21 protein-coding genes are annotated in these 19,391 nt (G+C 63.4%); 12 read left to right on the top strand and 9 right to left on the bottom strand.

Features of this window, described 5'->3' with window-relative positions:
- Positions 1 to 84 precede the first annotated feature (84 nt).
- A complete protein-coding gene (locus CUJ91_RS13355; protein WP_114156358.1) occupies positions 85 to 1,875 on the top strand; it encodes an acyl-CoA dehydrogenase in 1,791 nt (596 codons plus the stop codon).
- Positions 1,876 to 2,072: 197 nt separating this feature from the next.
- Here CUJ91_RS13355 and CUJ91_RS13350 read toward each other — a convergent pair whose 3' ends face one another.
- Complete coding sequence (locus CUJ91_RS13350; protein WP_006050273.1) at positions 2,073 to 3,359, bottom strand: D-amino acid dehydrogenase; 1,287 nt, start codon at positions 3,357 to 3,359, stop codon at positions 2,073 to 2,075.
- Between the two features lie 165 nt (positions 3,360 to 3,524).
- Here CUJ91_RS13350 and CUJ91_RS13345 point away from each other — a divergent pair, with 165 nt between their 5' ends.
- Complete coding sequence (locus CUJ91_RS13345; RefSeq protein ID WP_006050274.1) at positions 3,525 to 4,025, top strand: Lrp/AsnC ligand binding domain-containing protein; 501 nt, start codon at positions 3,525 to 3,527, stop codon at positions 4,023 to 4,025.
- Between the two features lie 97 nt (positions 4,026 to 4,122).
- Positions 4,123 to 5,268, top strand: a complete 1,146-nt coding sequence (locus CUJ91_RS13340) for a PA0069 family radical SAM protein (protein ID WP_244230940.1) — start codon at positions 4,123 to 4,125, stop codon at positions 5,266 to 5,268.
- Between the two features lie 33 nt (positions 5,269 to 5,301).
- Here the strand turns inward: CUJ91_RS13340 and CUJ91_RS13335 are convergent, their stop codons facing one another.
- Both CUJ91_RS13335 and CUJ91_RS13330 read right to left on the bottom strand, forming a co-directional pair.
- Positions 5,302 to 5,769 carry an NINE protein gene (locus CUJ91_RS13335; RefSeq protein WP_006050276.1) on the bottom strand — a complete coding sequence of 156 codons (468 nt, stop codon included), beginning with the start codon at positions 5,767 to 5,769 and terminating at the stop codon, positions 5,302 to 5,304.
- A gap of 412 nt (positions 5,770 to 6,181) precedes the next feature.
- Positions 6,182 to 7,369: a PQQ-dependent sugar dehydrogenase gene (locus tag CUJ91_RS13330; RefSeq protein WP_408188889.1), complete on the bottom strand. Its 1,188-nt coding sequence runs from the start codon at positions 7,367 to 7,369 to the stop codon at positions 6,182 to 6,184.
- A 171-nt stretch (positions 7,370 to 7,540) separates the two neighbouring features.
- Between CUJ91_RS13330 and rpsP the strand changes: the two genes are divergently transcribed.
- The 7 genes from rpsP (at position 7,541) to CUJ91_RS13300 (ending at position 11,889) form a co-directional block, all read left to right on the top strand.
- A complete protein-coding gene (gene rpsP, locus CUJ91_RS13325) occupies positions 7,541 to 7,795 on the top strand; it encodes a 30S ribosomal protein S16 (RefSeq protein WP_006050280.1) in 255 nt (84 codons plus the stop codon).
- 11 nt (positions 7,796 to 7,806) lie between these two features.
- Complete coding sequence (locus CUJ91_RS35115; protein ID WP_258196038.1) at positions 7,807 to 7,935, top strand: hypothetical protein; 129 nt, start codon at positions 7,807 to 7,809, stop codon at positions 7,933 to 7,935.
- Positions 7,928 to 8,686: a ribosome maturation factor RimM gene (gene rimM / locus CUJ91_RS13320; RefSeq protein ID WP_114156355.1), complete on the top strand. Its 759-nt coding sequence runs from the start codon at positions 7,928 to 7,930 to the stop codon at positions 8,684 to 8,686. The genes CUJ91_RS35115 and rimM overlap by 8 nt, the downstream gene beginning before the upstream one ends.
- A gap of 38 nt (positions 8,687 to 8,724) precedes the next feature.
- Positions 8,725 to 9,492, top strand: a complete 768-nt coding sequence (gene trmD, locus CUJ91_RS13315; RefSeq protein ID WP_006050282.1) for a tRNA (guanosine(37)-N1)-methyltransferase TrmD — start codon at positions 8,725 to 8,727, stop codon at positions 9,490 to 9,492.
- A 146-nt stretch (positions 9,493 to 9,638) separates the two neighbouring features.
- On the top strand, positions 9,639 to 10,025 hold the full coding sequence (gene rplS / locus CUJ91_RS13310; protein ID WP_029967865.1) for a 50S ribosomal protein L19: 387 nt from the start codon (positions 9,639 to 9,641) through the stop codon (positions 10,023 to 10,025).
- 92 nt (positions 10,026 to 10,117) lie between these two features.
- Positions 10,118 to 10,837 (top strand): NUDIX hydrolase, encoded by a 720-nt coding sequence (locus CUJ91_RS13305; protein ID WP_114156354.1) that lies wholly within the window; start codon positions 10,118 to 10,120, stop codon positions 10,835 to 10,837.
- Positions 10,838 to 10,950: 113 nt separating this feature from the next.
- Entirely contained in the window at positions 10,951 to 11,889 is a 939-nt protein-coding gene (locus tag CUJ91_RS13300) for a CobD/CbiB family protein (protein WP_006052832.1), read from the top strand.
- A gap of 83 nt (positions 11,890 to 11,972) precedes the next feature.
- Here CUJ91_RS13300 and CUJ91_RS13295 read toward each other — a convergent pair whose 3' ends face one another.
- Genes CUJ91_RS13295 through CUJ91_RS13285 form a run of 3 tightly spaced genes read right to left on the bottom strand, consistent with a single transcriptional unit; the run spans position 11,973 to position 14,516 of the window.
- A complete protein-coding gene (locus tag CUJ91_RS13295) occupies positions 11,973 to 12,293 on the bottom strand; it encodes a putative signal transducing protein (protein WP_006052833.1) in 321 nt (106 codons plus the stop codon).
- A gap of 1 nt (position 12,294) precedes the next feature.
- Positions 12,295 to 13,260 carry a ribosome small subunit-dependent GTPase A gene (rsgA, locus tag CUJ91_RS13290; protein ID WP_114156353.1) on the bottom strand — a complete coding sequence of 322 codons (966 nt, stop codon included), beginning with the start codon at positions 13,258 to 13,260 and terminating at the stop codon, positions 12,295 to 12,297.
- Complete coding sequence (locus CUJ91_RS13285) at positions 13,257 to 14,516, bottom strand: M48 family metallopeptidase (protein ID WP_006052835.1); 1,260 nt, start codon at positions 14,514 to 14,516, stop codon at positions 13,257 to 13,259. The genes rsgA and CUJ91_RS13285 overlap by 4 nt, the downstream gene beginning before the upstream one ends.
- A gap of 154 nt (positions 14,517 to 14,670) precedes the next feature.
- Here CUJ91_RS13285 and orn point away from each other — a divergent pair, with 154 nt between their 5' ends.
- Complete coding sequence (gene orn / locus CUJ91_RS13280) at positions 14,671 to 15,282, top strand: oligoribonuclease (RefSeq protein ID WP_029967855.1); 612 nt, start codon at positions 14,671 to 14,673, stop codon at positions 15,280 to 15,282.
- A 23-nt stretch (positions 15,283 to 15,305) separates the two neighbouring features.
- Here orn and mog read toward each other — a convergent pair whose 3' ends face one another.
- Both mog and yjgA read right to left on the bottom strand, forming a co-directional pair.
- On the bottom strand, positions 15,306 to 15,962 hold the full coding sequence (mog, locus tag CUJ91_RS13275; protein WP_051153924.1) for a molybdopterin adenylyltransferase: 657 nt from the start codon (positions 15,960 to 15,962) through the stop codon (positions 15,306 to 15,308).
- Positions 15,943 to 16,560 carry a ribosome biogenesis factor YjgA gene (yjgA, locus tag CUJ91_RS13270; RefSeq protein ID WP_114156731.1) on the bottom strand — a complete coding sequence of 206 codons (618 nt, stop codon included), beginning with the start codon at positions 16,558 to 16,560 and terminating at the stop codon, positions 15,943 to 15,945. Before yjgA ends, mog begins: the two co-directional genes overlap by 20 nt.
- Positions 16,561 to 16,804: 244 nt before the next feature.
- On the opposite strand from yjgA, the gene pmbA reads away from it, so the two are divergent.
- Complete coding sequence (pmbA, locus tag CUJ91_RS13265; protein ID WP_053858577.1) at positions 16,805 to 18,175, top strand: metalloprotease PmbA; 1,371 nt, start codon at positions 16,805 to 16,807, stop codon at positions 18,173 to 18,175.
- A gap of 141 nt (positions 18,176 to 18,316) precedes the next feature.
- On the opposite strand, the gene CUJ91_RS13260 is transcribed toward pmbA, so the two are convergent.
- Positions 18,317 to 18,817, bottom strand: a complete 501-nt coding sequence (locus tag CUJ91_RS13260; RefSeq protein WP_114156352.1) for a dihydrofolate reductase — start codon at positions 18,815 to 18,817, stop codon at positions 18,317 to 18,319.
- Positions 18,818 to 19,391 lie beyond the last annotated feature (574 nt).

Genomic DNA, 19,391 nt, shown 5'->3' with positions numbered 1-19,391 from the left:
TCGCAACGCATTGGCGACACAAGAAGGGCGCTGGACCGAACAAGTCCCGCGCCCTTTTTCCATCAGGCAGGAGGAGAACAGAAAATGAGCTATACGGCGCCCATCAAGGACATGCTGTTCGTGATGAACGAACTGGCGGATCTCGAACAGATCGCGACGCTGCCGGGCTTCGAGGACGCGAACCTCGACACCGCTCAGGCCGTGCTGGAAGAGTCGGCGAAACTGTGCGGCGAGGTGCTGGCTCCGCTGAACGTCGAGGGAGATCGCAATCCGAGCAGTTGGAAAGACGGCGTCGTGACGGCGACGCCCGGTTTCAAGGAAGCGTTCCGTCAGTTCGCCGAGGGCGGCTGGCAAGGCGTGCAGCATCCTGTCGAGTATGAAGGCCAGGGCCTGCCGAAACTCATCGCCACACCTTGCGTTGAGATGTTGAACGCGTCGAATCTGTCGTTCGCGCTGTGCCCGTTGCTGACCGACGGCGCGATCGAGGCGCTGCTGACCGCCGGCACCGACGCGCAAAAACAGACCTATGTGCCGAAGCTCATTTCAGGCGAATGGACCGGCACAATGAACCTCACTGAGCCGCAGGCCGGCTCGGATCTCGCGCTCGTGCGCACGCGCGCCGAGCCGCAAGGCGACGGCTCGTTCAAGCTGTTCGGCACGAAGATTTTCATCACGTGGGGCGAGCACGACATGGCGAAGAACATCGCGCATCTCGTGCTCGCGCGCACGCCGAATGCGCCCGAAGGCGTGAAGGGCATCTCGCTCTTCATCGTGCCGAAGTTTTTGATCAACGAGGACGGTTCGCTCGGCGAGCGCAACGACGTGCATTGCGTGTCGATCGAGCACAAGCTCGGCATCAAGGCGAGCCCGACGGCGGTGCTGCAATTCGGCGACCACGGCGGCGCGATCGGGCATCTGATCGGCGAGGAAAATCGCGGCCTCGAGTACATGTTCATCATGATGAACGCGGCGCGGTTCGCCGTGGGCATGCAAGGCGTCGGCGTATCGGATCGCGCGTATCAGAAGGCGGCGGCCTATGCGAAGGAGCGCGTGCAAAGCCGTCCCGTCGACGGCTCCGCGAAACAGCCGGTGGCGATCATCGAGCATCCCGACGTGCGCCGCATGCTTTCGACGATGCGCGCCCTCACCGAGGCGTCGCGCGCGCTGGCTTATGTCGCGGCCGGGCATTGCGACATTGCGCATCGCCATCCGGACGAAGCCAAGCGCGCCGAACATCAGGCGATTTACGAGTTTCTCGTACCGATCGTGAAGGGCTGGAGCACGGAGTTGTCGATCGACGTAACCAGCCTTGGCGTGCAGGTGCACGGCGGCATGGGTTTCATCGAAGAGACGGGCGCCGCGCAGTATTACCGCGACGCTCGCATTCTGCCGATCTACGAAGGCACGACCGCGATTCAGGCGAATGACCTGATCGGCCGCAAGACGGTGCGTGACGGCGGCAAAGTCGCGAAGTCGCTGCTGGCAAGCGTTGCCGAAACGGTCGGATTGCTTGGCGCGCAACAAGGTCAGGCGTTCCGATCGATGGAAAAGTATCTTGCCGAGGGGCAGCGCTCGTTGGGCGCGGTGGTCGATTTCGTCGTCGCGAACACGAAGGGCGATCCGAATGCCGTGTTTGCCGGCAGCGTGCCGTATCTGAAGCTCGCGGGCATTGTGCTGGGCGGCTGGCAAATGGCGCGTGCGCTGCTCGCGGCCGCTCAGAAGCGCGACGAAGACCAGCAGTTTTACGGCGCGAAGATCGCGACGGCGCAATTCTACGCGGAGCATGTGTTGCCGCTCGCGACCGCGCTGGAGGCGTCGATTGTCAGCGCGAAGGGCGGCGAGGGCGTGCTGGCGTTGTCCGCGGATCAGTTTTGATGCGGCGCGAAGTCTGAGGTCTTGCTGAGTAAACGAAAACGGCGCCTTGCAGCGTTAACTGAAGCGCAGGCAATTGGACATTGATCCAATTTTTGCGGTCAGTTCGCAAGGCGCCGTTTGTCTCTTGGCGAGCCGGCTTGCGCTGTTACAGCCGGCTGGAAACGCGCCGAGCATGACCACGCCCGGCGCTAGAAGCTTCAGGCATAAGCCGGACGATGTGCAGCGCCGGTCTCGCCGAAATAGCGATGCACCGAGAGGTCATCCGCCTTGATCGCCGGCTGCTTGCCGGACATCACATCGGCGAGCAACTGGCCCGAACCGCACGACATTGTCCAGCCGAGCGTGCCGTGCCCCGTGTTGAGAAACAGGTTCGGCACGGGGGTGCGGCCGACGATCGGCGTGCCGTCCGGCGTCATGGGCCGCAGGCCGGTCCAGAAGCTGGCCTTCGACGTGTCGCCGCCGCCCGGGAACAGATCGTTCACGCACAGCTCGAGGGTTTCACGGCGCGCTTGCCGCAACGACTTGTCGAAGCCGACGATCTCAGCCATCCCGCCGACGCGAATCCGGTTGTCGAAGCGCGTAATCGCGATCTTGTACGTTTCGTCGAGCACCGTGGAAACCGGCGCGGCGGCTTCGTTGACGATGGGCGCCGTGATCGAGTAACCCTTCAGCGGATAGACCGGAATCTTCACGAGGCCGGACAGAAATTTCGTCGAGTAAGAACCGAGCGCGACGACGAACGAATCGGCGCGTACCAATTCCTGGCCGCACTGCACGCCGGCGATGCGGTCGCCGGCCATGGCGAGCGCGTCGATCGGCGTGTTGTAGCGGAATTTGACGCCCATCTGCTCGGCCAGCGCGGCGAGACGCGTGGTGAACATCTGGCAATCGCCGGTTTCGTCGCCCGGCAGGCGCAGACCGCCCGTCAGCTTGTGCGAGACCGCGGCGAGCGCCGGTTCGGCCTGAGCCAGTTCCGCCGCCGACAGCAGTTCGAACGGCACGTTGGCCTCGCGCAGCACGGCGATGTCTTTCGCCGCGCCGTCGAATTGCTGCTGCGTGCGGAACACCTGCAGCGTGCCGCCGGTGCGGCCTTCGTAGTGGATGCCGGTTTCGGCGCGCAGCGCTTGCAGACAATCGCGGCTGTATTCGGCGAGGCGGACCATGCGTCCCTTGTTGACCGCGTAGCGCGACGCCGTGCAGTTCTGCAGCATCTGCCACATCCATTGCAACTGGAACTGCGTGCCGTCGAGGCGAATGGCGAGCGGCGCGTGTTTCTGGAACATCCACTTGACGGCTTTCAGCGGCACGCCGGGCGCGGCCCACGGCGACGCATAGCCTGGCGAGATCTGGCCGGCGTTGGCGAAACTTGTTTCGAGCGCCGGGCCTGGCTCACGATCGATCACGGTCACTTCATGACCCGCGCGTGCGAGGTAATACGCGCTCGTTACGCCGACGACGCCACTGCCCAAAACGACGATTCGCATAGCTGCTCCAGATGATTCGCAAGATTTGCGGGCGTTGTGTTGTTCAGTTCGCTTCAATCGTTCGATTAACGACGTGAAACGCGGTTCGCCCAGTGTTAAGCGCTATACTATTGGCGAACTTGCAGGTTTTGTTATTGTATTTCTGCGATTTTCAGAATAAACACTATGCGCACCCAACGTCAGCCGGTCCGAACCCTCGACAAGCTCGATCACAAGATTCTTCGGCTGCTGCAGCAGGACGGCCGGATGGCCATGAAAGACCTCGCGGAACAGGTCGGGCTGTCGGTCACGCCGTGCATCGAGCGTGTGAAGCGCATGGAGCGCGACGGCGTGATCACCGGCTACTATGCGCGCGTGAATCCGGCCGAGCTGGGCGCGGCGCTGCTGGTGTTCGTCGAAATCACGCTCGACCACAAGAGCGGCAACATGTTCGACCAGTTTCGCCGCGAGGTGCAGAAGATCCCCGAAGTGCTCGAGTGCCATCTCGTGTCGGGCGATTTCGATTATCTGATCAAGGCGCGCATCGGCGAGATGGCCGACTACCGTAAGCTTCTCGGCGACATCCTGCTTCAGCTTCCGGGCGCCGTGCAGTCGAAAAGCTATGTGGTGATGGAGGAGATCAAGGAAACGCTGACCATTCCGGTCGGGGATGAAACCACGCGCTAGGCTCGTTGCACGGGGCTCGACAAACGGCGTAAACACTGTATATTTATACAGGTTTTTTGCGCCGTTTTGTTTGCCCTGTTCACTTGTCCAGCCAGCCGTGACCGAGCCCGATTTGCCTTCCGCTGCCGAGTTTCCAATCGCGCCGCCGGTGCCCCGCAAGGGGCGCGGCGCGGTCACGAACGTGCAAGGCCGTTACGAGGTCGACCAGCGGGAAGCGGTGGACGACGGTTGGTTGGCCACGCCGGAAGAAGGTGAAGCGCCGAAGGCGCTGCGCACCCAGGTGTTCGAGGAAAGGGCGAAAAGCATTCTTACTCGCAACGCGTCGCCGGACATTCCGTTTAGCGTGTCGCTGAATCCCTATCGCGGATGCGAGCACGGCTGCATTTATTGTTTTGCGCGGCCCACGCATAGTTATCTCGGCCTCTCGCCGGGGCTCGACTTCGAAAGCCGCATTTATGCGAAGGTGAACGCGCCCGAGCTGCTTGAGCGCGAGCTGTCGAAAAAGTCTTATGAGCCGGAGCCCATTGCGCTCGGCGTCAATACCGACGCGTGGCAGCCTGCAGAACGCGAGTGGCGGCTCACACGGCGCGTCGTCGAGATTCTGAGCGAGCGTAATCATCCTTTTGCGGCGATTACGAAATCGTCGCTGATCGAGCGTGACCTGGATCTGCTTGCGCCCATGGCGGCTCGCGGGCAATTCATGGCGGCCATTACCATCACGACGCTCGACGCCGACATTGCGCGCACGCTCGAACCGCGCGCGGCTACGCCGTCGCGGCGCTTGCGCACGATCCGCACGCTGAGCGAAGCGGGCATTCCGGTCGGGGTGAGCATTGCGCCGGTGATTCCGTTTGTCACGGAGCCGGACATGGAGCGCGTGCTCGAAGCGTGTGCGGAAGCCGGCGCCAGCAACGCGAGCTATATCGTGCTGCGCCTGCCGTGGGAAGTTGCGCCGCTGTTCAAAGACTGGCTCGCCGCGCATTTTCCCGATCGCGCCGAACGGGTCATGGCGCGTGTGCGCGATATGCGGGGCGGCAAGGACTACGACTCGTCTTTCTCCACCCGAATGAAGGGGGAAGGCTTGTGGGCCGATCTGCTCAAGCAGCGATTCCACAAGGCGGTGCGCCGTCTAGGGCTGAATCAGCGCGACCGCGGCATTCTGGATATGTCGCACTTCAAGCGTCATGAGGTGCCGCGGAGGCAGGCCGCGAGTGGCGATAATCCGCAGCTCGATCTTTTTTAGCCGATGGTGCGTGTAGTGCGCGTGGTCCTTCTGCTATTGCGACAGCGCCTTCGCCGCCTGGACTTGGCCTTCGAAGTAGGTCTGGAAGGAAATGGCGAGACCGGTCATCAACAGAAACGCGCCGATCAGCAGCGAAAAGATCACCACGAAGATCACCGTCCACCCGGAGCGGCTTTGTCGCTGTGTGTGCGCGTTGAATTGCCGATCCCACTTTTCGTCCGGACGCAGACCGTAGACGATCGCGGCGAGAAACGCGGCCAGAAGCGAAACGGCGCCGGGGAATGCGAGCACCCAGCCGAGTATCGAAGAGCGTTCGCTCGCTACCAGCAACATCGCGCCGGGAATGCCGATTACGGTGCCGAGCACGTGGGCCCAGCCGTAGACGTCGCGCGGACCGTACAGATAAAAGCGATGCGCGCCGAGGCTGCCCAGAAAAAACGCCAGCGCGGCGGTAATCGTTTTGGATCGGAAGTAAGTCGAGGTCGAAGCAGACGTGGACATGTGGGCGTGGGTAACGTGATGGGCAGCGCGAACTGACGGGCAAAGACGGCAGCGCGGACGGATGGTCGAAAGCTGTGGTGCAAATGAGCGGTGAATTGTTGGCCGCGAACCGTCGCGCATTCTACGCCGCCGGCGCGCGACCGGTCACGTGGCGTAGAGCCTCAGGCGGCGGGGGGGGCTGGCAAGGCGGGGGCGTTGCCGTGTTCTTCGGCGGCGGTTGCAGGTGCGGCATCGCCGAGGGCTTCAGCATTGGCGTCGGCAGCGGCAGCGACCACCGTTGCGGCATCGCCGGCTTCACACCGGCAGCGGCACGCCCGGCCCATGCGTCTTAGCCTGCCCCGGGCACATCCGTCCGCGTGACGTCCCGGACCGCGACCACAAGCCCCGAGCCGCCCGGCGCCAGGGTAGCCGCTCAAGGCACCGAGTACGTGACGCGGTAAATGGCGCCGGCGTAGTCGTCGCTGATCAGCAGCGACCCGTCTGGCAGCGGCAACACGTCGGCGGGGCGGCCCCACACGGTTTCTCCCGGCTGAAGCCATCCCTCGGCGAAAACCTCCTGCCGCACGTGGCTGCCGTCCGGCTCCGTCACGACTCTTACTACGCGGTAGCCGGACTTCTTACTGCGGTTCCAGGAACCGTGCTCGGCAATGAAAATGTTGTGGCGGTAGTCGGCCGGGAACATCGAGCCGCTATAAAAGCGCATGCCGAGCGCGGCGACATGCGCGCCCAATTTGACGACCGGTGGCGTGAATGCGCTGCACGGATGGCCCGCGCCGAATTGCGGGTCGGCTACCGCGTCGGCGTGACAGTACGGAAAGCCGAAATCGAGACCGGCGCGCGGGGCGCGGTTGAGTTCGTCGTCGGGTACGTCGTCGCCTAGCAGATCGCGGCCGTTGTCGGTGAACCAGAGTTCGTGCGTCGCCGGATGCCATGCGAAGCCGACGGAGTCGCGTATGCCGCGCGCGACGACCTCGTAATGGCTGCCGTCGGGGTCCATGCGGCCGATCATCGCGTAGCGGTCGCGATCTTTCAGGCAGACGTTGCAGGGTGCGCCTTGCGGGACGTAAAGCTTGCCGTCCGGGCCGAAAGCAATGAATTTCGCCCCGTGATGAGTCTCGGCGGGCAATTTGTCCGTAACGACCGCCGGCTGCGGCGGCGCGCTCAGGCGCGTGTCGATCGAATCGAAGCGTAAAATTCGCGACACCGCCGAAACGTACAACGCGCCGTCGTGCCAGGCGACGCCGACCGGGGCATCGAGACCCGTGGCCACGATATGTCGGGCGGCGACTCGCGCACCTTGCAGTTCGAGCGCATAGACGTGGCCGTCGAGGCTGCCTATATAGAGAATGCCCTTTGGCGACAAAGCCATCGCGCGCGCGCTCGGTACTGCGTCCGACAAGACTTCGATATGAAAGCCCGGCGGCAGTTTGATGCGCTCCACAGGCGGCGCGGCCAGGGCGCTGCACGCGACGACGGCCAGCAACGCGCCCACCGCGCTGCCAAAACCGCGGAAACCGCGAAAACCGCGCGGACGGCAAACGGATGCAGGCCGGCGGCCGGAAAGGATGCGAAACAGCGCGGTTTGCAGCAGAGATTTCACAGGCATTCCGTCAGGTCCTCCATGTGTTTGCGCCAGCTTGCGCGCCCGCGCTGTCGGGGCGGCGCACCCCGATTGCTCAGTTTATCCGGGTAAGTGTTTGTTATGGCGTCGGTTTCCCGCTATAATCGCGTGTTTCAGTCGTTCCGAACCCCGGTTTTCAAGGATTCTAGTATGGTCATCATCCGCTTGGCTCGTGGCGGCTCCAAGAAGCGCCCGTTCTACAACATCGTCGCAACCGACTCGCGTAACCGTCGTGACGGCCGCTTCATCGAGCGCGTTGGCTTCTACAACCCGGTCGCTACGAAGGGCGAATCGCTGCGTATCGCTCAAGATCGCCTGACGTATTGGCAAGGCGTTGGCGCACAACTGTCGCCGACCGTCGAGCGTCTCGTGAAAGAAGCGCAAAAGGCGCAGCCGGCTGCTTAATGGTAGCTCGCATGCGTATCGTCGTCGGTTTGGCCGGCGGCTCGCGCGACCCGCGTGAGCAGTCCGATGCGCAAAATGTTTTGCCGAAACAGGCGTCGAAGTTCGCAGCAAGGCTCAATCTGAGGTCCCGTCATGTCTGAGCGTGATTCCGGCAGTTCAGGTCGCGTAAAGGCAGCGGAAGCGGCTACACAGGCCGCTAAAGAGGCGAGCCCGCGCGCAAAGACGCCTGCTCAGGCGCCGTTCGGTGCATTCGTCCGCAAGTCGGGCGAGCGGGCCGGCGGCAAGGCGAAAGCCAATGTTGAAAACGCCGGTTCCGAGGCAGCAGCAATGCGCGCGGAAACGGCGGAGAGTTGGCCGGCCGACGCGGTCGAAGTCGGTGCAGTCGTCGACGCTTACGGCCTCAAAGGCTGGGTCAAGGTGGCCGCGCATGCGGACGCCGGGCATGGCGGCGACGCTTTGCTGAGCGCTAAGCGCTGGTGGCTCATGAAAGGCCGCGAGCGCCAGTCGGCGCCGTCGCTGCAAGCCAAAACGCATAGCGACAGTGTCGTGGCCCTTCTGGGCGGCGTCGCTGACCGCGACGCGGCGCTGGCGCTGCGCGGCTCGCGCGTCTACGTGAGCCGCAGCGAATTTCCGGCGCTTGAAGCCGACGAATTCTACTGGGTTGACCTGCTCGGCCTGGACGTGGTGAACCTTGCCGGCGTCAACCTGGGCAAGGTTGCAGACATGATCGACAACGGTGCGCATTCGGTGCTGCGCATCGAATACGCAGCGGCCGACAAAACCGGCAAGCCGGGCACGGCCGAGCGCTTGATCCCGTTCGTCGGCGTGTTTGTCAAAACGGTGGACCAGGCGGCGAAGCAGATCATCGTCGACTGGGAAGCCGATTATTGATAGTTCAGCAAATCGAGTTCGCTACAACGGAGAGAGCGATGCAGTTCGATGTCGTCACGCTCTTTCCCGAAATGTTTCGCGCGCTGACCGACTGGGGCATTACCAGCCGGGCAGCAAAGCAGCAGCGCTATGGGTTGCGTACGTGGAATCCGCGTGATTTCACCACGGACAACTACCGCACAATCGACGATCGCCCGTACGGCGGCGGCCCCGGCATGGTCATGCTGGCCAAGCCGCTGGAAGACGCGATCGGTGCAGCGAAGGCTGCGCAGGCGGAGCAGGGCATCGGCGCCCCGCGTGTCGTGATGATGTCGCCGCAAGGCGCCACGCTGAATCACGAACGTGTGATGAAGTTCGCCTCCCAGCCTGGTTTGATTTTGCTGTGCGGCCGCTACGAGGCGATCGATCAGCGTTTGCTCGACCGGGTTGTCGACGAAGAAATCAGTCTCGGCGACTTCGTGCTGTCGGGCGGCGAGTTGCCCGCCATGGCGTTGATGGATGCAGTCGTGCGCCAGTTGCCCGGCGTGCTCAACGATTCGCAGTCGGCGGTACAGGACAGTTTTGTCGATGTGCTGCTCGATTGTCCGCACTACACGCGGCCTGAGGAATACCACGGCGTGCGTGTGCCCGATGTGCTGCTCGGCGGCCATCATGCGGAGATCGAAGCGTGGCGTCGGCGGGAAGCTTTGCGCAATACGTGGCACAAGCGGCCCGATTTGATCGTCAAGGCCAGAAAGAACAAGATGTTGAGCCGTGCCGACGAGGCATGGCTTGCAAGTCTCGCGAAGGAAGAGCCGAAGGCGTAAAGCCCCGGCCTTTCGAGCGGACACCAGGCGGCGCCGCACATGCGTGTTCGGCGCCTGATGTGAACCCATCCTCTATCGGGGCCGTAGCCGCGCATATCGATGCAAGGCAGGTACGAACGCCGACAAGATGGACTTAGGAGTCAGTGATGAATCTGATTGCAAAACTCGAGCAGGAAGAAATCGCGCGCGCCCTCGGCGAGAAGACCATTCCCGAATTCGCTCCCGGCGATACGGTGATTGTCAGCGTGAACGTGGTTGAAGGTACGCGTAAGCGTGTCCAGGCTTACGAAGGCGTCGTGATCGCCAAGCGTAACCGTGGTCTGAATTCGTCGTTCATCGTCCGCAAGATTTCGTCGGGCGAAGGCGTCGAGCGTACGTTCCAGACGTACTCGCCGCTGCTGGCTAGCATCGTCGTCAAGCGTCGTGGCGATGTGCGTCGTGCAAAGCTGTACTACCTGCGCGAGCGTTCGGGCAAGTCGGCTCGAATCAAGGAAAAGCTGGTCTCGAAAGACCGCGCTGCTTCGCAAGCGTAACTGCTGTAAGAAAAAGCACCCCTCGCGGGTGCTTTTTTGTTTGCCAGGTCAAAATAGCGGCATCGCGTCCATCCGCTCATTCGAGAGATCCGTTGATCCGCCCCGTCTTTGAACCTGAAGCCCTGCCCATCGAGGCAACGGGCGCCCACTTGCCGCCAGTCGCCGCGGAGCGTCTTACGCCCGATGGCCTTCGAGCGCGCTTCAAGCAGCATCTTTCCTGGACACCAGAGCCGATTATCGAGGCGCCGTGGCGCGACATTCACACCGACCCGCGTGTCGCCTCCGTGCTGGTGCCGCTCGTGATCCGCGCGAATGGCCTCACGGTGTTGCTGACGCAGCGCGCCGATCATCTCAACGACCATGCCGGTCAGGTCAGCTTTCCGGGCGGACGTCAGGAGCCTTTCGATGCCGACGCCACCGCGACCGCCTTGCGTGAAGCGCAAGAGGAAGTCGGCCTCGCGCCTTCGCGCGTCGAGGTGCTCGGCGCGTTGCCCGACTATCTGACGGGCACCGGTTTTCGCGTCACGCCCGTGATTGGCCTCGTGCACCCGCCGTTCGCGTTGAAAGCGGACGCGCTCGAGGTCGCGGAGGTCTTCGAAGTGCCGCTCCCATTTCTGATGAACCCGGCGCATCACGAAGAACGCGTCTTCCGCTACGAAGGCGGCGAGCGCCGCTTCTTCGCGATGCCGTACCCGCGCGGCGTATCGCTCGAAGCAGCCGAACAGGGTGTCGGCGGAACGGGCAGTCACTACTTCATCTGGGGTGCGACAGCGGCGATGCTGCGCAATGTCTATCGCTTTCTGGCGGCTTGACGGGTGTTCTTATGTGCGGACGTTGGGTGTTTGGCAACGTCCCGCTCAGTGGCATCCGACCCTGTGCTATCGTTATGAACCAATCGTAAAACTCGAAAAGCACGGCGCATCGCATGACTTTTTTTTCCGTATTGCTGGCTCTGATCATTGAACAGGTGCGCGCACTGTCGCCGAACAATCCGGTATCCGCGCTGCTTCAATACCATGCGGAGTCGGCGGCGCACGGATTCGATGCGGGCAAGCCCAAGCATGGTCTGCTTGCATGGCTCGTCGTCGTGGTGCCGTGGACGCTGGCCGTCGCGCTCGTCTACTACGTTCTGTACAACATTCACTTCGTGCTGGCGTTCCTGTGGAACGTCGCGGTGCTGTACTTCACGCTCGGCTTCCGCCAGTTCAGCCATTACTTTACCGACATCCATCTCGCGCTCAATAACGACGACGTGCCGCGCGCGCGCGAAATTCTCAACGAATGGACCGGCCTCGACACGCTCGACATGCCGGTCAGCGAGATCGTGCGTCATACGCTGATTCACGCGGTGGTCGCGTCGCATCGCCATGTTTTCGGCGTGTTCTTCTGGTTTCTGATTCCGGTTGGGCCGGCCGGCGCTGTGCTGTATCGGATCGCCGAGTATCTGTCGCGCACGTGGGCGCGGCCGGTGGACGATCGTACCGTCGCGTTTTCGAGCTTCGCGCAGCGCGCGTTCTTCGTGATCGACTGGATTCCGGCGCGGCTCACGTCGCTCGGCTTTGCCATTGTCGGCAATTTCGAAGATGCGATTTACGCGTGGCGCAACCACGCGCGGCAGTGGCCGGATGCGAACGACGGCGTGCTGCTCGCGGCGGGTAGCGGTGCCCTCGGCGCGCGTCTGAGCGGGCCGCTTGCCGAGCCGTCGAGTCTTGATGCACTCGCTACTGGCGACGGCGGTCCGATGCAGGTGGGTGACGACTGCACGCCGCGCACGTTGCAATCGGCGGTCGGACTCGTCTGGCGCGCGGTCGTGCTGTGGATGATTCTGTTGCTGATGCTCACCATCGCCGTGTGGCTGGCTTGAAGCAACACACGTGATGTGCGTAAAAAAACGGGCAATCGCCCGTTTTTTTACGACCTCGACCTCGCAGCCCGCGCCAGACCCGTTCACCCATCCAAAGGATCGCGCGCCGTCCCGCACTGCCAGCACACGGTGAACTGCGCTTCGAGCTTTTCGCCGCATTGCCGACATTGCCAGCCGGGCGCACCTGCGGCCGGACCTCGCGACGCCGCATCGATCAGACGTCGCGCCACGGCCTCGTCGCGATCGTCCACGAGCCACAACTCGGGCGCGCACTGATCCGCGGGAATGTCGCCGAGCGCGCCGTTCAGATAGCGGTTGTGCAGCTCGCACGCGATGCCGGCTGCGGCCAGCACATTGATCCAATGCTGTCCGATGATGAGATTCGGCGCGCGCATCAGCTTCATGTCAGCGCACGATCTGGCTGGCTTCATACACGAGTTGCGCGTACAGCGCATGCCGTTCGCGACGGATGCGGCCGTCCGCGACCGCTTCGAGGATCGCGCAGCCGGGCTCGTGCAAGTGATGGCAGTTGTAGAAGCGGCAGTTAGGCAAGAGAGGCCGGAACTCCGGGAACGCGCGCTCGAGCCGGCCCTCGGTCAAATGATGCAGGCCGAATTCCTGGAAGCCAGGCGAGTCGATCAGCGCACCGTTCCCGCCGTTCCCTCCATCACCCGGCAGCGCGCCGGGCAACGGATAAAGCCGCGTAAACGTCGTCGTATGGCGCCCGCTGTTCAACGCGGTCGAAATCTCGCGCGTGGCGACTTCGGCGTTTGGAATCAGCAGGTTCACGAGCGTCGATTTGCCCATCCCCGACTGGCCGAGCAAGAGCGTCGAGTGGCCGTGCAAATGGTCGATCAACGTCGCGCGGGCGTCGTCGGGTTGCGTCTTGATCGACACTTCCAGGACCGTATAGCCGAGTGCACGATAGGGCTCGAGCCGTTTGCGGGCGCCTTCGAGCGAATCGGTCACGTCGATCTTGTTCAGCACGATCAGCGGCTTGAGCTCGTTGGCCTCGGCGGCGACGAGCGCGCGCCCGAGCAGGTCTTCGCTGAAGTGCGGTTCGGTCGCGAGCACGATCAGCAACTGGTCGAGGTTCGCGGCGAAGAGCTTCGACTTGTACTGATCCGAGCGATACAGCAGATTGCGCCGCTCGCCGATTTCGACGATCACGCCCTGGTCCGCGGACGTCGGCTCGTAAATCACGCGATCGCCAACCGCGACCTCGCTGCGCTTGCCGCGCGGGAAGCATTGCAGCAGCGCGCCGCCGTCTTCGGGCGCGACCAGATAGTGGCGGCCATGCGCGGCCACCACGAGGCCGCCTACGCGCGTGCTGGACGTTGCGCGCGGCGCTTTCGGAGAGCGGCCGCTCATGCGTGCCGCAACAGTCGGTCGATCCGCTGCGAAGCCGGCGGATGCGAGTAGTAGAACGCGGTGTAGAGCGGATCGGGCGTCAACGTGGACGCATTGTCTTCGTACAGCTTGACGAGCGCGTTGACGAGGTCTTGCGCATCCGTTTGCGTGGCGGCGAACGCGTCGGCCTCGAACTCGTGTTTGCGAGAAGTCAGGCTGCCAAGCGGCGTGACGAAGAATACGAACACCGGCAGCGCGAGGAAGAACAGCACGAGCGCAAGACCGCTATTGCCGCCGATGAGCGACGGCCTCACGCCCAGTCCTTCATAGAACCAGACCTGCTGCGTGAGCCAGCCGAGCAGCGCGAGCATCGCGAGGCTGATCGCGAACGTGACGAGCATCCGCTTGATCACGTGACGACGCTTGAAATGGCCGAGCTCGTGCGCGAGCACGGCCTCGATCTCGCTGCCCGACAGGCGCGCGAGCAGCGTGTCGAAAAACACGATGCGCTTGGCCGCGCCGAAGCCCGTGAAGTACGCATTGCCGTGCGCCGAGCGGCGGCTGCCGTCCATCACGAAGAGGCCCTTGGCCGCGAAGCCGCAGCGCTTCATCAGCGCTTCGATGCGGCTTTTCAGCGCTTCGTCCTTAAGCGGCTCGAACTTGTTGAAAAGCGGCGCGATAAACGACGGATACAGCACCAGCACGAGCATCTGAAAGACGACCCAGACGATCCACGTCCACAGCCACCAGAAGCTGCCCGCCTGGTTCATCAGCCACAGCACGACAAAGAGCAGCGGCAGGCCGAACGCGGCGCCGAGCAGCACGCCCTTCAAACGGTCGACGACGAAAATCCGCTTGCTCATCCGGTTAAAGCCGAAGCGTTGCTCGATCACGAACTGACGGTAGTAGTCGAATGGCAGATCGATCGCGCTGGTGATCGCGATCACTGCCGCGACGAGTGCAATCTGGCCGACATAGCCGCGGCCGAGCCAGTCGGTGATCGCCAGATCGAGCGCCTGCACGCCGCCGAGCAGCGTGAGGCCGATCAGCACCGCCGCGCCGACGACGATCTCGATCATCGTGAGACGCGTGCGCTCGACGGTGTAGTCGGCGGCGCGCTGGTGCGCGGTGAGCGCGATGGTGCCGGCAAACTGGCTCGGCACCTGCTCGCGATGGCGCGCGACGAAGCGGATTTGCCGCGACGCGAGCCACAGCTTGGTGCCGACCATCGCCACGACGGCGACGACGAACAGGACGGTGAAGTACAGGGTAGGCATCCGTGGATTCCGTGGTATCTATGCGAGAATTATATGTTTCTTCCCGCGTCGCAGCGGGGGCCGGCTTAAACCATCCATAACCATTTCACACGAACGATCGCCGCGGCGTCCGGGCTTTCACCAAGCTCGCGGCCGGGCCGTCAAGGTTGCCTTCATGACTGACATCCTCCAATCCCCTGCACCAGTGCCGCTCGTGCGCAGCGACATGAACCTCGTCTGGCTGGACATGGAAATGACCGGGCTCGATCCGGACTCCGACCGCATCATCGAAATCGCCGTGGTGGTCACGAATTCGACGCTGGACAGAATGGCCGAAGGTCCGGTTCTCGCGATTCATCAGAGCGACGAGACGCTCGCCAAAATGGACCAGTGGAATCAGAACACGCATGGTCGTTCCGGGTTGATCGACCGTGTGAAGGCGTCCACCGTCAGCGAAATCGAGGCCACCGAACAGATCCGCGCATTTCTCGCGCAGTACGTGCCGCCCGGCAAATCGCCGATGTGCGGCAACTCGATCTGCCAGGACCGCCGCTTCATGGCGCGCTGGATGCCCGAGCTCGAGACGTTCTTCCACTACCGCAATCTGGACGTGAGCACGCTGAAGGAACTCTGCCGCCGCTGGCAGCCCGCGATCTACAAGGGTTTCCAGAAGCGCGCGATGCACACGGCGCTGGCCGACATCCACGAGTCGATCGACGAACTGAAGTACTACCGCGAACACTTCCTCATTCCGCCGGCGCCCGACGCCTCGATGAACGCCGAATAACCGGCGAGCGAGCGCGAAATAAGTCAGGCCGGCCTCGGCGCGCGCACCGCGTTCTTCGGCCGGAACGCTTTCACGACCTCGGCGTTGGTCTCGACATACGGCCCGCCGATCAGGTCGATGCAGTACGGCACCGCGGCGAAAATGCCCGGCACCTTCACCGCGCCTTCTGCATCGCGCAAGCCTTCCAGCGTTTCCTTGATCGACTTCGGCTGGCCCGGCAGATTGACGATCAGCGCCGCGTGGTCCGCCGTTTCGCGGATCACCGCGACCTGGCGCGACAGGATCGCGGTCGGCACGAAATTCAGGCTGATCTGCCGCATCTGCTCGCCGAATCCCGGCATTTCCTTGGTAGCGACGGCAAGCGTCGCCTCGGGCGTCACGTCGCGCCGCGACGGGCCGGTGCCGCCGGTGGTCAGCACGAGGTCGCAGCCGACTTCATCGACGAGCTCCGCGAGCGTGGCGGAGATGGTCGGCGCGTCGTCCTGGATCAGGCGCGTGACGACCTGCCACGGCGAACTCAAGGCCGCGCCGAGCCATTCCTGCAGCGCCGGGATGCCCTTGTCCTCGTACACGCCGGTGGACGCGCGGTCGCTGATCGACACTAGGCCAATCAGGATCTCGTCGGGATGATTGCGCACGAGCTTGTGATTGCCTGGCGAGTCAGGCGTCGCGGTCGTCATCGTCGTCTTCCTCGGCGTCAGCGTCTGCGTCTGCGGCATCGGTCGCGGCGGCGGGGCCGTCCGCGTTCTTGATCCACTGGAACAGCTCGCGGAAATAGCGCGGCGGCTTGTTCTGCTGCGCCTCTTTGCGCGCATTGCGAATCAGCGTGCGGCCTTGCTGCGGATCCGCGTTCGGATGCTGGCGGATGAATTCGGTCAGCGCGGCGTCGTCGGCGAGCAGCTTGTCGCGAGTGCGCTCGATCCAGTGCAGCTTGGCCGTTTCCGCCTTGTTGACGCCGTTGTAGGTGTCGAGCGCGGTGCGCAGCGCGGCGGTTTCGTCGTCGAGCAGCGAGCGCATTACGCGGCCGACGTACTGAAGCTGACGGCGCTTGCCTTCGTGGTCGGTGATGCGGCGCGCCTCGCGCACGGCGTCGTCGAGCTTTTCGGGCATCGGCATGCGCTTGAGCGCGTCTTTCGGCAGCGCGATCAGCGCCTCGCCCAGCTCCTGCAGCGCGTGCATTTCGCGCTTCAACTGGGACTTGCTCGGACGGTCGTAGCCGTTCTCGTCGACTTCCGGCTCGGCGGATTCGATGGGTTGAATGCGGGTTTTGCGTGTCATGCCGATATTGTAGCGTGCCGGGCCCCGCAAGCCCGCCGCCGCGCCGTATAGAGCGGCGCGCGCGCTGCGGAAAACCGCGCTGCGAATGCCAGGTGCGCGAGCGCTTAGCTTGCTATGATCGCGGGATGCTTCAACGATGCTCATGCGCCCGTCATGCGCAGATTCGGCGCACGCAATCGCGCGGCACGCGAACACGCATGGGCGAACACCCGGGCCGCTCGGCCCCAAAAGGACGGCAACGACAATGGCAGCAGACATGGACGTCAAGCAGCGCTTTTTTCCGCATACCCAGGATGAACTGAAGGAAATCGCCTCGGACATCCTTCGTCACGCGAAGTCGCTCGGCGGCACCGACGCGGCGACCGAAATTTCCGAAGGCGACGGCCTGTCCGTCTCCGTGCGGCGCGGCGAAGTCGAAACGATCGAGCACAACCGCGACAAGATGGTCGGCGTGACGGTGTTCATCGGCAACAAGCGCGGCAACGCGAGCACTTCCGATTTTTCGTCGCAAGCGCTGAAGGACACGGTCGCGGCGGCGTACAACATCGCGCGCTTCACGGCCGAAGACGATTGCGCGGGCCTCGCCGAAGCCGAGCTGCTCGAAACGGAGCCGCGCGATCTCGATCTCTATCACCCGTGGAATCTGTCCGCCGACGAAGCCGTGGAAATCGCCCGTCGCGCGGAAGACGCCGCGTTCGCGACCGATCCGCAGATCAAGAACTCGGAAGGCGCGAGCGTGTCGGCGCAGCACTCGCAGTTCGTGCTCGCCACGTCGCGCGGCTTTCTTGCGGGCTATCCGTACTCGCGGCATTACATTGCGTGCGCGCCGATTGCCGGCAGCGGCCGCAACATGCAGCGCGACGACTGGTACACGTCCACGCGCAGCGCCGAACAGCTTGCCGATCCGGAAGCGGTTGGCCGTTACGCGGCGCAGCGGGCGCTCGCGCGCATCGGCGCGCGCGGTCTGGATACGCGCAAGGTGCCGGTGCTGTTCGAGGCGCCGCTCGCCGCCGGTCTGCTCGGCGCGTTCGTGCAGGCGACGAGCGGCGGCGCGCTGTACCGCAAGACGACGTTTCTCGTCGACAGTCTCGGCAAACCGGTGTTCGCCCCGCATGTGCAGATCGTCGAAGATCCGCATGTGCCGCGCGCGATGGGCAGCGCGCCGTTCGACGAGGAAGGCGTGCGCACGCGGCAGCGCTCGGTCGTGAAAGACGGCGTCGTCGAAGGCTATTTCCTGTCCACTTACTCCGCGCGCAAGCTCGGCATGCAGACCACCGGCAACGCCGGCGGCTCGCACAACCTGTCGCTGCAGAGTTCGAGCACGCGTCCCGAGGACGACTTCGAGGAGATGCTGCGCAAGCTCGGCACCGGCCTTTTGCTGACTGAACTGATGGGGCAGGGCGTGAACTATGTGACGGGCGACTATTCGCGCGGCGCGTCGGGCTTCTGGGTCGAGAACGGCAAGATCCAGTATCCGGTCGAGGAGATCACCGTCGCGAGCACGCTGCAGGAGATGTTCCGCCATATCGTCGCGATCGGCGCGGATACCATCACGCGAGGCACCAAGCAGACTGGCTCGGTGCTGATCGAGCGGATGACGATCGCGGGGCAGTAAGCGGTTTCACTGTTGCGGCGGCGCTCGCTACGGGCGCCGCAGACGAAAACGCCACGCCTGGCTTGCGTGGCGTTTCGCTTTTGACGGCGCGCTTCATGGCTCGCTTCATGGCGCGAGTCGGTGCTTCATGAGGCCGCGGCCTCAGCGTTTTTTGCGCTTATACGTCACGAACGCATAGTCGAAATCGTTCGGCGCGTGCGCGCGATGCGTTTCGTGCGCGACTTCTTCCCACTCGTCCGGGTCGACGGCGGGGAACGTCGCGTCGCCCTGGAAATCGGCCGAGATCTCGGTGACGATCAGCTTGTCCGCGAGACGCAGCCCTTCCACATACAACTGCGCGCCGCCGATCAGAAACGCTTCCGGCGCCTGGTCTTGCGCCGCGAGCTTCAGCGCTTCGCCGAGCGTGGTCGCGGCGTCGCAGCCCTGGAAGCGCCGCGTGGCGTCGCGTGTCACGACGATGTTGCGGCGTCCCGGCAGCGGCCTGCCGATCGACTCATGCGTCTTGCGGCCCATGATGATGGGCGCGCCCATCGTCGTGCGCTTGAAAAACGCGAGGTCTTCGGGAAGTCGCCAGGGCAACTGGTTGTCGCGGCCGATCACGCCGTTATTGGCGCGAGCGACGATCAGGGTGAGCGTCGTCATCGAATGGAAGGGGGAACGTAATCGGATCGATTCTACCTGAGCGAAGCGCCGCGGCCGCCGACGGAGCCGGCAGCGGCAACGGTAGCGGCGGAGCGACCTCGTCCCACAAGGTCACGCGCGCGCTTTTCGCACGCGCCGGTCGTGGCGCGCCGCGAGTCCCGATCCGCGGAATCGGCATCGTGATCGTCCGACAAAGTACCGCATGCGTTGCAATCCGTGCCCGACGGACGCGCAACCGAAGTGTTCGCATAATGACTCTCCAGATGCAGGCAATTAGCGAAACACGTGCCACCGGGCGCAATCCCTTGGTGGGTCGGGTTGCAACTTCTTGCTCGCGCAATCCGATAAAAGGAATCGGCTGTAAACGTTTCAGGTCTGAAACGGCGAGAAGAAAATACCTATTAACTGTTAATTGCAGCGGTATGAACTACCTCCAGCGCTATGTATGAGAGAACCGCTTCCCACAATTGGTTATTCGTAAGTTGATTACTTATTTATCCCCGCGCGCGCCTTGCTGGACAAGGGCAGCCGGATTAAATTCGCATAATTGTTTTCCAAGCGGCGCGCGTATAGT

The sequence above is a fragment of the Paraburkholderia graminis genome, assembly GCF_003330785.1.
GTDB classification, from domain to species: domain Bacteria; phylum Pseudomonadota; class Gammaproteobacteria; order Burkholderiales; family Burkholderiaceae; genus Paraburkholderia; species Paraburkholderia graminis.
Note: the sequence above shows the minus strand (reverse complement) of the source record. Positions and strands in the feature narration are given on the sequence as shown.